Here is a 14397-nt window from a genome sequence, read left to right on the forward strand (position 1 = left end):
TCATGACCGAGCAGCGACTCTCCCCCGGCGACGCCGCCCCCGACTTCACCCTGTCCGACAGCACGGGCAAGAGCGTCTCCCTCAGCGACTTCCGCGGCCAGTCCGTGGTCGTGTACTTCTACCCGGCCGCGATGACCCCGGGCTGCACCAAGCAGGCCTGCGACTTCCGCGACAACCTCGCCGAGCTCAACAACGCCGGCTACCAGATCCTCGGCATCTCCCCGGATTCCCCGGAGAAGCTCGCGAAGTTCGTCGAGAAGGAAGAGCTCACCTTCCCGCTGCTCGCCGACCCCGACAAGCAGGTCCTCAACGCCTGGGGCGCCTTCGGCGAGAAGAAGAACTACGGCCGCGTCTACCAGGGCGTGATCCGCTCCACCTTCGTCGTCGACGCCGACGGCAAGATCGCGCACGCCTTCTACAACGTCCGCGCCACCGGCCACGTCGCCAAGCTCATCCGCGACCTCGGTATCAACGCCTGACGCACGCCCACCCGCCTCGGGCTCACCCCCGAGGCGGGGCTTCGGCTCGCTCAACCAGCGGCGCTCTCACCCGGCGACGCCGACTCACGCTGCTTGGCACGCCCCGGGGCGCATCGACCACTGTCACAGCCTGGAAAAATCGGCGACCTTCGCAACGCCACCGCGCCCACCGATCACGGCGACGAACGCGAACTGTGCCCAGGCCTTCTCCAACACCCGCGCCACCGGCCACGTCGCCAAGCGACCTCGGCATCAACACCTGACCCCAGCCACGAGGGCGAAACCCCCGCGTCACCCCTCCGAAAGCCCCTCCGCCGGGAACCGCAGCGTGAACGTCGATCCCTCGCCCACCACGCTGCGCACCGTGACGGTGCCGCCGTGGGCCTGGGCCAGGTTGCGGACGATGGCGAGCCCCAGGCCGCTGCCGCCGGAGGGGCCGCGGGTGCGGGCCTTGTCGGCGCGCCAGAAGCGGTCGAAGACGTGGGGCAGGTCGGCCGAGGCGATGCCGACGCCGGTGTCGGTCACGGAGAAGACGACGTCCGGCCCCGAGCGGGTGGCGCTCACGGTGACGGAGCCGCCGCGGGGGGTGTGGCGGACGGCGTTGGACACGAGGTTGTCCAGGGCCTGGCGAAGACGCACGGGGTCGGCCGTCACGGCCGAGTCGGGCATGGTGCGCACGAACAGGCTCACGCCGGCGGTGTCGGCGCGGGCGGTGTGGGCCGCGGCGAGCTGGGTGAGCAGGGAGTTGGCGTCGATGGGCTCCGGGTGCACGCGCAGGGCGCCGGCGTCGGCGAGGGCGAGGTCCTGCAGGTCGTCGACGATGTGCTGCAGGTGCAGCGCCTCTTCGAGCAGTGAGACGACCAGCTCGTCGTCGAGGCGGCTCACACCGTCCTGCGTGGCCTCGAGCCAGCCGCGGATGTTGGCCAGCGGGGTGCGCAGCTCGTGCGCGATGTCGCTGACCATGGCCTTGCGCGCGACCTCCAGCTTCTCGCGCGCCTCGGACATGTCGTTGAACGCCCGCGCCAGCCGTGCGATCTCGTCCTTGCCCTTCACCCGCACGCGCGCCCCGGCCTCGCCGGCCTCCATGCGCTGCGCGGCGCCCGTGAGCGCGTGCAGCGGCCGGATCAGCCGGATCGACGCGAGACCGGTGGCCACGACCGTGAGCACGAGGATCGCGCCGGCCACCTCGGCCAGGCGCACCTGATTGTCGGCCGAGAGCGTGAAGCCGCTCGGCGGCTGGTCGCTGCCCTTCTCCGTGATGTAGAGCCACGCGGCGGGCGCGACGTAGGGCGTGAGCTGCTCCCGGCGCGCCGAGTTCAGGCAGTTCTGCGTGGGCGTGTCCGTCGCGGCGGACTCGGGGCCGGCGAAGGTCCACGAAAGCGAGGTGAGCTGCGCCGCCGGGGCGCTCACCGTGCTGCGGCCGAGGCAATCGTTCACGAGGCCCTGCAGCTTCGTGAGCGCCGCCTGTTCGGTCTTGGTCGGCTTCTCGAGACCCGCGCCGTTGCACCGGGTGAGCGCGAACGGGTCATCCGCCACCACTCGCGGATGGCCGCCGGGCGACGTCTCGATGGTGCCGAGGCTCGAGTGCTGCTGCACGCACTCGAGCACCCGCCGCGCGGCGCTCGTGAGCCTGGTGCGTTCGTCCGGCGGCAGGTTGTACGGGCCCACGGCGGCGGGGTCGATCCGGTCCGGTGTGGACTGCACGCCGAGCCCCGGGTCCACCGACAGCGGGTCGATCACCACCGACGGCTGCGGCGGCAGCTTGCCGGGATCGGCGTCGGAGCTCGCGATCACCTTGCCCTGCGGGGTGGCCAGCACCACGCGGCGGCCGGTGTCCGCGGCGTAGGTGTGCACGATCCCGGCCACGCCGTCCCAGCTCGGGTGCGCGGCCGCGTAGGCGAGCAGGCCCTGGTAGATGGTGCCGTCGTCGGCGAACACCTGGCCCTGTTCCTGCTTGATCGCACCGGTGGTGGTGCGCGCGGCCAGCCACGCCGTGGCCGCGATCGCGCACACGGCCACCAGCGCCGACACCGCGATCAGCCGGACCAGCAGGCTACGGCGCACGGGTCTCCTCCCCGGCCGGGCCCGCCGTGAGCTTGTAGCCGACGCCGTACACGGTCAGCAGCCGCTGCGGTTTCCGCGGCGCCGGCTCGATCTTCTTGCGCAGGTTCATCACGTGCACGTCGATCGCGCGCTGCGTGATGTAGCGGTCGAAGCCGTGCAGGTGCTCCAGCAGCTGCCCGCGCGTGAACACCTGGTCCGGGTGCGCGGCCATCACCTCGAGCAGCCGGAACTCACCCGGCGTGGTCTCCACCAGCGTCCCGGACACGGCCACCTCGTGCCGCCCGACGTCCACGGTCAGCGCGCCGACGCGCAGCGGCCCACCTGCGGGAGCCGCGCTTTTGGTGCGGCGCAACAAAGTGCGCACCCGGGCCATCAGCTCGCGCGGACTGTAGGGCTTGGTGATGTAGTCGTCGGCCCCGAGGTCCAGACCACGCAGCAGATCGTCCTCAGTGGACCGCGCGGTGAGCATCAGCACCGGCACGTCGGACTCGGCGCGCAGGATGCGGCACACCTCGAGCCCGTCCATGCCCGGCAGCATCACGTCGAGCACCAGCAGGTCCGGCGGACGGCGGCGCACGAGGTCGAGCGTGTCCCGGCCGTCGGGCACGACCACCACGGAGTGGCGTTCCCGCTCGAGGTAGCGGCGGACGAGTTCCGCTTGTTTCGGGTCGTCCTCCGCGAGCACGATGTCAGCGCACATGCTGCGAGCATAAGGATCTCCGCCCGCCCGAGCGAGCCAGCGCGGCGGGAACACCGGATCAGCACCGCTTCCTGACGGCTTCCTGACAATTCGCCGCGATAGTGGCCTCCGGACCCACCGGCTCAGTCCACTTCGGACGCGCCGGCCAAGCGAGAGGGAGGGCCGGCAGTGGCCGGAAAGTCCCGGCGGCGCGCGATCGCCGTCACCACCGCGGCCGCTGTGGTGGTGCTGCTCGGCGTCGGCGCCTACGTGGCGATCGACCACGGCCGAGGCACCGCCGAAGCCGCCGCGCCCCCGCCCGCCGTCACGACCGTCGCCGTGGCCAAAACGGACCTGTCGAACACGCGCACCTTCACCGGCACCCTCGGCTTCGGCACGCCCGAGCCGCTCAAGGGCGCGGGCGCCGGCGTGGTCACGCAGCTGCCGGACCTCGGCTCCGTGGCCCAGCGCGGGAAACCGCTGTACTCCGTGAACGGCGTGCCGGTGCCGGTGTTCTTCGGCGACACCCCGCTGTTCCGCAAGCTCGACAACCCCGACCTGACCGGCCCGGACGTCGCCACGGTCGCCGACAACCTCGCGCGCCTCGGCTATTCCGTCGGCACCCGCGCGAAGGACCCGCAGAAGGCGAAGTTCACCTTCGCCGCAGCGCTCAAGAAGTGGGAAAAGAAGGCCGGCCTGCCCGACACCGGCACGCTCGACGTGGGCCAGGTCGTGGTGCTGCCCGGCGAAGCCCGCGTGAACAGCGTGACCGCGCAGCTCGGTGACCCCGCCGCCGGCCCGCTGCTCACCACCACGCCGACGGCGAAGGTCGTGGTCGCGCCCGTGGACGCGGCCGAGGTCGGCTCGGTGAAGGCCGGCATGGCCGTGACGATGGTGCGCCCGGACGGCAAGGAGATCCCCGCGAAGGTCAGCTCGGTGAGCACCGCGGTGACCGGCGGCGACGCCTCGGGCGGCGACCAGTCGGTGCAGGGTCCACCGAAGATCAACGTGACCGTGGTGCCCGTGAACGCGGCCGACGTCGGCGACCTCGATTCCGCGTCGGTGCAGGTCAAGGTGGCCACGGAGACCCACGCCGGCGTGCTGGCCGTGCCGCTCGGCGCGTTGGTCGCGCTGCGCGAAGGCGGCTACGCCGTGCAGCTGCAGGGCGGGAAGCTCGTGCCGGTGAAGACCGGCATGTTCGCCCGCGACCAGGTGGAGATCAGCGGCCCGGGCATCACCGAAGGCCTGCGGGTGGTGACGACCTCGTGACCCCGGTGCTCGCCCTGCGGGGCGTGAGCAAGCACTACCCCGGCGGCGTGAAGGCGCTCGACGACGTGTCGCTGGCCGTGGCAGAGGGCGAGCTGCTGGCGATCGTCGGACCGTCCGGTTCGGGCAAGTCGACGCTGCTGAACATCGTGGGCACGCTCGACCTGCCGACGTCGGGCACCGTCGAGCTCGGCGGCCAGGACGTGACGCAGCTGAACGACCGCCGCTTGTCCGCGCTGCGCGGACGCTGGCTGGGCTTCGTGTTCCAGCAGTTCCACCTCACCGACGGCCTCAGCGCCGCCGAGAACGTGGCCACCGGCCTGCTCTACGCCGGCGTGGCGCGCAAGCACCGACGCCCGCTCGCGCTGGAAGCGCTGGGCCGCGTCGGCCTCGCGCACCGCGTAGACCACCGGCCGCACGAGCTTTCCGGCGGTGAGCGCCAGCGCGTGGCAATCGCGCGCGCCGTGGTGAACGACCCCGCGCTCGTGCTCGCCGACGAGCCGACGGGCGCGCTCGACACCGCCAACGGCCGCGCCGTGCTCGATCTCCTGCACGGTCTCAACACCGAAGGCACCACCATCGCGATCATCACGCACGACCGCGACATCGCAGCCAGCCTGCCGCGGCGCATCGAGTTCCGCGACGGCCGGATCGTGCAGGACCTCGTGGTGAGGGCGGCGTGAGCACCACACTCGACACCCGCCCCGTACGCCTGGGTCTGCGCGACGTGCTGCGGCTCGGCCTGCTCGGCATCAGCACGCGCCGCCTGCGCGCGGCACTTTCGGCCCTCGGGATCTCGCTCGGCATCGCGACGATGATCGTGGTCACCGGCATCCCGGCGTCGAGCCAGGCTTCGTTGCTGGACAAGCTCACCGCGCTGGGCACGAACATGCTGCGCGCCGAACCGCAGCCGAACCAGACGCCGCCGGTGCTGCTGCCCGAGTCGTCGGTGGGCAGCGTCGCGCGGATCGGTCCGGTGACCACGGCCGCAGCCGTCGCGAACACCCACACCACCGTGCGGCGCTCGGACCTCACCGATCCGCAGGACGGCTCGGGACTGGCCGTGCTCGCGAGCAGCCCGGACCTGTTGTCCGCGCTCAACGGGCGGGTGCAGAGCGGCAAATTCCTCGACGCGGCAACACAGAACCTGCCCGCCGTCGTGCTCGGTTACGTCGCGGCCGCCCGCCTCGGCATCCCCGCGGTGACGCCCGGCCGGCCCGCGCCGATCGTGATGATCGGCGAGCAGTGGTACACCGTGACCGGCGTGCTGGCGCCGATGCCGCTCGCGCCGGACATCGAACGCGCGGTGCTCGTGGGCTGGGGCTCGGCCAAGCAGTTCCTCGGCTTCGACGGCCACCCGACGGTGATCTACGTGAAAGCCCGCGAAGACGCCATTCCGGACGTGCGAGCCGTGCTGCCGGCCACGCTGTACCCGCAGCTGCCCGGACTGGTGTCGGTGAGCCGGCCGTCCGACGCGCTGGCGGCGAAACAAGCGAGCCAGAGCACGTTCTCCGCGTTGTTCCTCGGCTTGGCCGGCGTCGCGTTGCTGGTCGGCGGGGTCGGAGTGGCCAACACGATGTTCATCTCGGTGCTGGAACGCCGCCGGGAGATCGGCTTGCGCCGCGCGCTCGGCGCCACCCGCGGGCAGATCCGCGGGCAGTTCCTCACCGAGGCGGTGGCGCTGTCCGGCCTCGGTGGCCTGGCGGGGACGGTGCTCGGCGTGGTGGTGACGCTGCTGTACACGACGTATGAGGGCTGGCCGCCGGTGATCCCGCCGCTGTCGGTGGCCGGCGGCGTGGCGGGCGCCTTGCTCGTGGGCGCGCTCGCGGGCATCCACCCGTCGATCCGGGCCTCGCGGCTCACCCCGACCCAAGCCCTGGCAACGACGTGAGGGAGCTTCGAATGTCCAAAGTGGTCTGGCTCGCGGGGCTGGCACTGGTGGTCACGGCGTGTTCGGCGCCGGCCGCCTCCGGCCCGCAAGTCGCTTCGCTCAGCACGCCTTCGTCGAGCGCCGCGTCCTCCTCGGCCGCGCCGCCCGCCGACCCCGACGGCGGCCGGCCGCGCCACCGCGTGGACGAGAGCCCCGAGGACTCCCAGCGGCTGATCGAACCGTGGCGCACCTGCATGAAGGACCACGACGCCGACGTCGACCAGCAGCCGAACAGCATCGCCGGCGCCGAGCAGTGGAGCAAGGACCACAAGGCCGCCGGCGACGCGTGCCGGTCGAAGCTGCCGCTGCTGCCGTGGGGCGAGGACCCGGCGAACCCGCAGTACAAGGACAACCTGCACCGCTGGGTCGAATGCATGACAGGCCAGGGCATGCACGTGGCCGAGGACCCGGACAGCGACGAGACCCCGTGGCACTACACGAGTGACAACCAGCCGCCGAACTCCGACCAGATCGAGCAGACCTGCGAGCTGCAGGTGATGAAGCCCAGCGACCGGTGACTCAGGCGGAAGCGAGGTCCCGAAGCGCCGGCAGGAGTGCCCGCAACGCGCGGCCCCGGTGCGACACCGCGTCCTTTTCGGCCGGCTCCATCTCCGCCGACGCGCGGGTCTCGCCGTCGGCGACGAAGATCGGGTCGTAACCGAAACCGTTCGTACCACGGCGTTCGCGCAGCAGCGTGCCGCGCCACTCGCCGCGGACGATGGTCTCCTCGCCCGAGGGGAGCACGAGCGCGGCGGCGCACACGAAGGCCGCGCCGCGGCGCTCGTCCGGGGTGTCGGTGAGCTGCGCCAGCACCAGGTCGAGGTTGGCGTCGTCGTCGCCGTGGCGGCCCGACCAGCGCGCGGACAGGATGCCGGGCATGCCGTTGAGCGCGTCGACCGCCAGGCCGGAGTCGTCGGCGACGGCGGGCAGGCCGGTGGCCGCCACGGCGTCACGCGCCTTGGCCACGGCGTTGCCCTCGAAGTCCGGCGCGGTTTCCGGGGCCTCGGGGAACTCTTCGACGTCGCCGAGGCCCAGCACCTCGATGCCGGCGATGCCCTCGGCCTCGAGGATGCGCCGCAGCTCGCCGAGCTTCTTCTGGTTGCGGGTGGCCAGCAGCAGCTTCGTCACTTGGCGCCCTTCTTCTTGTCCGGACGCGGCTGCGGAAGCTCGCCCGGGTACGGCAGCGCCAGCGCCTCGTTCTGCAGCTGCGTGAGCGTGGCGCAGCCGGCCAGCGCCAGGTCGAGCATGGTGTCCAAAGTGGACCGGGCGAAGGTGGCGCCCTCGCCGGTGCCCTGCACCTCGATGAGCGTGCCGGCGTCGGTGGCGACCACGTTCATGTCGACCTCCGCGCGCGAGTCCTCCTCGTACGGCAGGTCCAGGCGCACACGCCCGTCGACCACGCCGACGCTCACCGCCGCAACCGAGGACGACAGCGGCTGCGGGTCGTTGAGCCGATTGGCCGCGCCGAGCCAGGTGATGGCGTCGCGCAGCGCGACGTAGCCGCCGGTGACCGCGGCGGTGCGGGTGCCGCCGTCGGCCTGGATCACGTCGCAGTCGATCACGATGGTGTTCTCGCCCAGCGCGGCGAGGTCGATGCACGCGCGCAGCGAACGGCCGATCAGCCGGGAGATCTCGTGGGTGCGGCCGCCGATGCGGCCCTTCACGGCTTCGCGGTCGCCGCGGGTGTTGGTGGCCGACGGGAGCATCGCGTACTCCGCCGTGACCCAGCCCAGCCCGGAGCCGGCCCGCCACCGCGGCACGCCCTCGGTGACGCTGGCCGCGCACAGCACCCGCGTGTTGCCGAACTCGATGAGCACCGACCCGGCAGGCCACTTCTGGAACCCGCGCGTGATCTTGATGTCGCGGAGCTGGTCGTCGTTCCTGCCATCTTTCCTCGTCACGGGGTGCACTGTAAGGCCTGCCCCCGACAGTCCGCCGCTCAGATCTCGTAGACGGCGCCCTGGGTCACGAGCTCGGCGTCCGGGAACACCGCGGCGGCCTCGGCGAGCACCGCGCGGCGGTCGGTCCAGGGGGCGACGTGGGTGAGCAGCAGGCGCCCGACGCCGGCCTCCTTCGCCAGCTCAGCGGCCTGTTTTCCGGACAGGTGCACGCCGTCGGGGCGGTCGTGGGCGTCGGTCCAGGAAGCTTCCGACAGCAGCACGTCGACGCCGTCGGAGAGCTCACCGAGCGCGCCGCACGGCCCGGTGTCGCCGGTGTAGGCGAGGATGCTGCCGCCATAGGCGATGCGCAGGCCGAACGCCGGCGTCGGGTGCCGGACCACCGCGGCCGTGACGTCGAACGGCCCGATCTGGCGCGTTTCCTCACGCAGCGTGTGGAAGTCGTAGACGTCGGACAGGTCCACGGCGGCGCGCTCGTCGGCGTCGGCCGCGTACGCGTGGGCCAGCCGGGTCGGCGCGTCCTCCGGTGCGTAGAGCGGCAGCCGCCGCGGCCGGGCCGGGTACGGCGGCGCCGGGTGGTAGCGACGCAGCACCGTGAGCGAGTTGACGTCGGCGCAATGGTCGGAATGCAGGTGCGAAAGGACGAGCGCGTCGAGGTCGAACGGGTCGAGCACGGTCTGGAGCTGGGCGAACGCGCCGTTGCCGAGCTCGAGGCCGAGGCGGAACCCCTCGGCTTCCAGCAGGTACCCGGACGCGGCGGCGTTCGGCCCGGGGACGCTGCCCGAGCAGCCGAGGATCGTCAGTCGCACAGTACTAAGCGTAAGGGCGCGGCGGCCGGGTCACGCGCTCGTGGGAGCGAGGACACCCGGCGCGAAGCCCATGAACCGCGCCGCCAGCCGCGTGAACGGCTCCGGCGAACCCGTGGCCATGAACTCGTGGTGCGGCGGCGTGTCGCGCTCGGCCAGCAGGTCGAGGTCGGTGAGCACGCGGTAGAGGTCCTTGGCGGTCTCGTCGGCGCTCGACACGAGCGTGACGTCCTGGCCCATCACGATCTGCAGCACCCCCGACAGCAGCGGGTAGTGCGTGCAGCCGAGCACGAGCGTGTCGACGTCGGCTTCGAGCAGCGGCTGCAGGTAGCCCTGCGCCAGGCCCAGGATCTGGCGGCCGGACGTGATGCCGCGCTCCACGAAATCCACGAACCGCGGGCACGCCACGCTGCTGAGCTGCACGCCGGGGGCGGCGGCGAACGCGTCGTCGTAGGCCCGGGAACGAACGGTCCCTTCGGTCCCGATCACGCCTACGCGCCCGCTGTGCGTGACCGCGGCGGCCCGGCGCGCGGCCGGCAGCACGACCTCGATCACGGGCACGTCGTAGCGCTCGCGAGCATCGCGCAGGCAGGCGGCCGAGGCCGTGTTGCACGCGATGACCAGCGCTTTCACGCCGCCTTCGACGAGATCGTCAAGGGCTTCGAGCGCGTACTGGCGCGCGGTGGCGATGGGGAGGGGGCCGTACGGGTTGCGCGCGGTGTCGCCGACGTAGCGCAGCTGCTCGGCCGGCAGCAGCTCGAGGATCGACCGGGCGACGGTGAGACCGCCGACGCCGGAATCGAAAACCCCGATGGGCGCGTCGGCGGTCGGGGAGCTCACACCTCGAGGCTACCGGCAGCCTTCTTCTTGGGACGGTCGCCCCGCGCCGTGAGCCAGGCCGCGAGGACACCCGCGAGGGCGCCGAAGAGGTGGCCCTGCCAGGAGATGCCGGGGTTGCCGGGCAGCAGGCCCCAGAGCATCCCGCTCCACACGCCCAGCAGCACCACGGCCACCAGGATCTGGCCGAACGCCCGGTTGAAGATGCCCCGGACCAGCAGGAACGCCAGCCACCCGAACGCCAGCCCGGACGCGCCCACGGTCACCGTGTTCGACGGCCCGACCAGCCACACCCCCAGGCCCGACACGATCCAGATGATCGCCGTGACCACCGCCCAGCGCCCGATCCCGGCCGCCATCACCAGGAAGGACAACACCAGCACCGGCACGGTGTTCGACAGCAGGTGTCCCCACCCGGCGTGCAACAGCGGCGCCCACAGCACCCCGTCGAGCCCCGAGAGCTGCCTCGACACGATCCCGCCGTTCACCAGGTTCGCCGGAAGGATCACGTCCACCAGCTCCACCAGGTAGAGCACCAACGTGAACCCCACCGCGACGATGGCCGCCGCCTTGGGGTTGGGCGGCAGGATGCGCTTCGCCACGTCGGTGGACTTCGCCTTGTCCGCCGGCTGATCCCCGAACGGCATGGGCTGCGGTGGGAGTGCGCTCATGTGGTCCAGGTTACGACTGTCCGGTGCCAGTGGCCTCGGGTGAATTCCCTGATGTTCGAGTTCAGGGCGGTGCCGGGGTGCCGCTGGCGTCCCGGCGCGACCACGTCACCGCGCCCCGGCGAGTCGAACCGCCCCCTACCGCACTCGGGTCACCGCCGCACGAGCCGGCCGCAGCAGAGCCGCGCGACCTACGCGATCGTCCCGTTCGCCTTCGCCCGCCACAACGCCGTCCGGGCTTCCCGGGTGTCCAGGCGTTCCAGCCCGCGGATCGCCCAGGAGCGGAGGGCTTCGTCGGGGCTGTCCAGCTGCGTGACGAGCACCGGGAGCGCCCGCGGGACCGCCGCCTCGCCGATCAGTTCCAGGAGCCAGCAGCGCAGGCCGTGGTTTTCGGTCTCGGCCTCGAACTCCGCGAGCAGCGCGTCGGCGTGGTTGGCGGCGTCCGCGAGCAGGAGCTGGAACCCGGCTTCCCGCGTCTCCCGGTTGTGGCGCCGCATCATGCGCATCGCGGAGTCGAACGAATCGGTCACGGAACCGAGGTCAGCGGCTCAGAACAGGCCCTCGCCGGGAGTGAGGCCGGAGAACACCTTGATCAGCGTCTGCGCGGTGTCCTCCTCCGACTGACCGTCCATCGCGGCCTCGAACTCCGCGCTGCCGATGGCGATCTTGGCGCTGCGCGGGAACATCGCCGCCTCGTACTCGGCCAGCGCGGCCTCCACGTCGCCCGGCCGGGCGGCAAGGGCCTGGCCGAGTTCGGCGGCGTCGAGCATGGCGAGGTTGGCGCCTTCACCGTTGGGCGGCATGAGGTGCGCCGCGTCGCCGACGAGGGTGACGCCCGGGACGCGCGACCAGCGGTGCTCCAGCGGCAGCACGTGGTGCAGGCGCAGCACCGGCGCGGTGTCGCCGTCGGTGATCAGTGCCGTGAGTTCCGGGGCCCAGCCGGTGAACTCCTCGGCGACGCGCGCGGCCGCGGCGGCCGGGTCAGTGAAGTCGATGGCGTCGAACCACTCCAGCTTCCGCGTGAGCGACACGTACGTGTGCAGGGTGTCGCCGGTTTCGCGGTGGGCCATGATGCCCTTGTCCGAGCCGATGACGCCCAGCGAGCCGCCGCCGACGGCCTTCGCGGTGGCCGGGTGGCGGGTGTCGGCCTCGTACAGGTAGGTCTCGACCATGGCCGTGCCCGCGTATTCGGGGACCTCGGGCGAGAGCAGTGGCCGGATGCGCGACCACGCACCGTCGGCGCCCACCAGCAGATCGGTGGTCACGGCGCTGCCGTCGGCGAAAGTCACTTCGTGGCGGCCGTCGGCGAGTGTTCGGGCGCCGAGAACCTTGTGGCCCCAACGAACCGTGCCGGCGGGGAGCGAGTCGAGCAGCAGCTGCCGCAGCTCCCCGCGTTGCACTTCGGGCCGGCCTCCGGTGCCGTCGTCGGCCTTGTCGAACAGGACGGTGCCGTGCTTGTCGAGCAGCCGCATCTGCTGGCGGCCTTCCAGGATGAGGCCGCGGAACTCGTCCACCAGATCGGCGGCCTCGATGGCGAGCTGGCCGTTGTAGTCGTGGATGTCGAGCATTCCGCCCTGTGCCCGCGCGCCGGCGGAGGCCTCGGCTTCATAGACCGTGGCCGCGATTCCGTTCACGTGCAGCACGCGCGCCAGCACAAGACCGCCGAGCCCGGCGCCGATGATCGTGACAGTGTTCATGGTGACTCCTCGGGTAAGCGGGGCAAGATCGCCCACGCACCGAAGAGTGCCGTGATCCACTGGCACGCCGCGCACACCGCACTGCCAGCACACTGGCACGCGCTGCCAGCCCCCTGCCAGACCGCGCGATCAAGGCGCCGGCGGCAGCTCCCGCACCCCGAGCGCCCAGTCGACCGCCGCTTCGGCGTGCAGCCGCGTGGTCGGGAACGCCGGCACCGCGCTGTCGGACTGGTCCACCAGCAGCTCGATCTCCGTGCAGCCGTAGATCACGCCCTCCGCGCCCGCCGCGACCAGCCGCGCGATCACCTCGCGGTACGCCGCCCGCGACGAAGCCGAGACCACCCCGCGCACCAGCTCGTCGTAGATCACCCGGTGCACCAGCTCCTGGTCCGAAGTGGACGGAACCACCACCGAAAGCCCGTGTGCCTCAAGGCGTTCCCGGTAGAACGGCTGGCTCATCGTGAACGCCGTCCCGAGTAGACCGACCCGCGAAACCCCGGCCGCGAGCACCGCCGCGGCCGTGGTGTCCCCCAGGTGCAGGAACGGCACACCGGTCCGCAACGAAGACGCCACCTTGTGCATCGTGTTGGTGCACAACACGATCACGTCCGCCCCGGCCGCCTCCAACGCCGAAGCGGCGGCGGCCAGCACCTCGCCCGCCGCCGCCCAGTCACCCGAAGCCTGCAGTGCCTCGATCTCCGCGAAATCCACCGAGTACAACACCACGCGAGCGGAGTGGTACCCGCCCAGCGCGTCGCGCACCCGCGAGTTCACCAGGCGGTAGTACTCGGCCGAGGACTCCCAGCTCATGCCGCCCAGGAGCCCGATGGTCCTCATGCCCAGAGCTGCCCGTCCAGCCGCGCGGCGGCCTCGTCGAGCGAACCCGCGTACGCACCCGTGGACAGGTACTTCCAGCCGGCGTCGGCCACGACGAACGCCACATCCGCGGCTTCCCCGCGCGCAGCGGCCTTTTCCGCGACGGCCAGCGCCGCGTGCAGCACCGCGCCGGTGGAGATGCCGGCGAAGATGCCCTCGTTCTCCAGCAGGTCACGCGTGCGGCGCAGCGCGTCGTACGCGCCCACCGAATACCGCCCGTTGAGCACGCTGGGGTCGTACAGCTCCGGCACGAACCCCTCGTCGAGGTTGCGCAGGCCGTACACCAGCTCGCCGTAGCGCGGCTCGGCCGCGATGATCTGCACGTCCGGCTTCGCCTCGTGCAGGTAGCGCCCGACCCCGACCAGCGTGCCGGTGGTGCCGAGGCCGCCGACGAAGTGCGTGAGCGTGGGCAGGTCCTTCAGCAGCTCGGGACCGGTGCCGCGGTAGTGCGCGTCGGCGTTGGCCGGGTTGCCGTACTGGTAGAGCATCACCCATTCGGGATTCTGCTCGGCCAGCTCTTTCGCCCGCCGCACGGCCTCGTTCGAACCGCCCGCCGCCGGCGAGAACACGATGCGCGCGCCGTAGGCCTGCAGCAGCTGCTTGCGCTCGGTCGAGGTGTTCTCCGGCATCACGCACACCAGGCCGTAGCCCTTGAGCTTCGCGGCCATGGCCAGCGAGATGCCGGTGTTGCCCGACGTCGGCTCGAGGATCGTCGAGCCGCGTCGCAGCAGTCCGTCACGCTCGGCGGCCTCGATCATGGCCAGCGCGGGCCGGTCCTTGATCGAGCCCGTCGGGTTGCGGTCCTCGAGCTTCGCCCACAACCGCACGTCGTGGGTGGGCGAAAGCCGGGGCAGCCCGACGAGCGGCGTGCCGCCGAGCGCGTCGAGCAGGGACTCGTAGCGCGCCATCGGTTTAGCGCGCGCCGCCGGCCACCGCGGGCAGGATGGTGAGCGTGTCGCCGTCCTTCACCTCGGCACCGAGGCCACCGGCGAAGCGCACGTCTTCGTCGTTCACGTAGACGTTGATGAAGCGGTGCAGCTTCTCTTCCTTGACCAGGCGAGCCTTGAGCCCTGAGTGGCGCGACTCGACGTCGTCGATCACCTCGAGGACGGTCTTGCCCGCCGCCTCGACGGACTTCTCGCCGCCGGTGTGCGTGCGCAGGATGGTCGGGATGGAAACGGTCACGGCCATGGTTTT

At 71.8% G+C, this 14397-nt stretch carries 17 protein-coding genes; 5 read left to right on the top strand and 12 right to left on the bottom strand.

What is annotated here, in order from left to right; translation table 11 throughout:
* Positions 1–2 precede the first annotated feature (2 nt).
* Positions 3–479 (top strand): thioredoxin-dependent thiol peroxidase, encoded by a 477-nt coding sequence (bcp, locus tag VSH64_RS27875; RefSeq protein WP_326565681.1) that lies wholly within the window; start codon positions 3–5, stop codon positions 477–479.
* Positions 480–770: 291 nt separating this feature from the next.
* Here the strand turns inward: bcp and VSH64_RS27880 are convergent, their stop codons facing one another.
* Both VSH64_RS27880 and VSH64_RS27885 read right to left on the bottom strand, forming a co-directional pair.
* Positions 771–2543, bottom strand: a complete 1773-nt coding sequence (locus tag VSH64_RS27880; RefSeq protein ID WP_326565682.1) for a sensor histidine kinase — start codon at positions 2541–2543, stop codon at positions 771–773.
* Entirely contained in the window at positions 2533–3243 is a 711-nt protein-coding gene (locus tag VSH64_RS27885; protein ID WP_326565683.1) for a response regulator transcription factor, read from the bottom strand. Before VSH64_RS27885 ends, VSH64_RS27880 begins: the two co-directional genes overlap by 11 nt.
* 168 nt (positions 3244–3411) lie before the next feature.
* Between VSH64_RS27885 and VSH64_RS27890 the strand changes: the two genes are divergently transcribed.
* Genes VSH64_RS27890 through VSH64_RS27905 form a run of 4 tightly spaced genes read left to right on the top strand, consistent with a single transcriptional unit; the run spans position 3412 to position 6936 of the window.
* Entirely contained in the window at positions 3412–4491 is a 1080-nt protein-coding gene (locus VSH64_RS27890) for an HlyD family secretion protein (protein ID WP_326565684.1), read from the top strand.
* Positions 4488–5171: an ABC transporter ATP-binding protein gene (locus VSH64_RS27895; RefSeq protein ID WP_326565685.1), complete on the top strand. Its 684-nt coding sequence runs from the start codon at positions 4488–4490 to the stop codon at positions 5169–5171. Before VSH64_RS27890 ends, VSH64_RS27895 begins: the two co-directional genes overlap by 4 nt.
* Positions 5168–6379, top strand: coding sequence for an ABC transporter permease (locus VSH64_RS27900; protein WP_326565686.1), 1212 nt, complete (start codon positions 5168–5170; stop codon positions 6377–6379). Before VSH64_RS27895 ends, VSH64_RS27900 begins: the two co-directional genes overlap by 4 nt.
* 11 nt (positions 6380–6390) lie before the next feature.
* Positions 6391–6936, top strand: coding sequence for a hypothetical protein (locus VSH64_RS27905; protein ID WP_326565687.1), 546 nt, complete (start codon positions 6391–6393; stop codon positions 6934–6936).
* Between the two features lies 1 nt (position 6937).
* On the opposite strand, the gene rdgB is transcribed toward VSH64_RS27905, so the two are convergent.
* The 10 genes from rdgB to VSH64_RS27955 all read right to left on the bottom strand — a co-directional run bounded on the left by rdgB (position 6938) and on the right by VSH64_RS27955 (position 14391).
* Positions 6938–7546, bottom strand: a complete 609-nt coding sequence (gene rdgB, locus VSH64_RS27910; protein ID WP_326565688.1) for an RdgB/HAM1 family non-canonical purine NTP pyrophosphatase — start codon at positions 7544–7546, stop codon at positions 6938–6940.
* Positions 7543–8319, bottom strand: coding sequence for a ribonuclease PH (gene rph, locus VSH64_RS27915; RefSeq protein WP_285972903.1), 777 nt, complete (start codon positions 8317–8319; stop codon positions 7543–7545). The genes rdgB and rph overlap by 4 nt, the downstream gene beginning before the upstream one ends.
* A 38-nt stretch (positions 8320–8357) precedes the next feature.
* Positions 8358–9125, bottom strand: coding sequence for an MBL fold metallo-hydrolase (locus VSH64_RS27920; protein WP_326565689.1), 768 nt, complete (start codon positions 9123–9125; stop codon positions 8358–8360).
* 30 nt (positions 9126–9155) lie between these two features.
* Positions 9156–9962, bottom strand: coding sequence for a glutamate racemase (gene murI / locus VSH64_RS27925; RefSeq protein ID WP_326565690.1), 807 nt, complete (start codon positions 9960–9962; stop codon positions 9156–9158).
* Positions 9959–10630, bottom strand: a complete 672-nt coding sequence (locus VSH64_RS27930) for a rhomboid family intramembrane serine protease (RefSeq protein ID WP_407655566.1) — start codon at positions 10628–10630, stop codon at positions 9959–9961. Before VSH64_RS27930 ends, murI begins: the two co-directional genes overlap by 4 nt.
* A 188-nt stretch (positions 10631–10818) precedes the next feature.
* Entirely contained in the window at positions 10819–11157 is a 339-nt protein-coding gene (locus VSH64_RS27935) for a HEAT repeat domain-containing protein (protein WP_326565691.1), read from the bottom strand.
* 18 nt (positions 11158–11175) lie between these two features.
* A complete protein-coding gene (locus tag VSH64_RS27940) occupies positions 11176–12324 on the bottom strand; it encodes an FAD-dependent oxidoreductase (protein WP_326565692.1) in 1149 nt (382 codons plus the stop codon).
* Positions 12325–12453: 129 nt separating this feature from the next.
* Positions 12454–13161 (bottom strand): aspartate/glutamate racemase family protein, encoded by a 708-nt coding sequence (locus tag VSH64_RS27945; protein ID WP_326565693.1) that lies wholly within the window; start codon positions 13159–13161, stop codon positions 12454–12456.
* Positions 13158–14108, bottom strand: a complete 951-nt coding sequence (locus VSH64_RS27950) for a PLP-dependent cysteine synthase family protein (protein ID WP_326565694.1) — start codon at positions 14106–14108, stop codon at positions 13158–13160. The genes VSH64_RS27945 and VSH64_RS27950 overlap by 4 nt, the downstream gene beginning before the upstream one ends.
* Before the next feature lie 4 nt (positions 14109–14112).
* On the bottom strand, positions 14113–14391 hold the full coding sequence (locus tag VSH64_RS27955; RefSeq protein WP_326565695.1) for a MoaD/ThiS family protein: 279 nt from the start codon (positions 14389–14391) through the stop codon (positions 14113–14115).
* Positions 14392–14397 lie beyond the last annotated feature (6 nt).

Origin of the sequence: Amycolatopsis rhabdoformis (assembly GCF_035918295.1) — a bacterium.
GTDB classification, from domain to species: Bacteria; Actinomycetota; Actinomycetes; order Mycobacteriales; family Pseudonocardiaceae; genus Amycolatopsis; species Amycolatopsis rhabdoformis.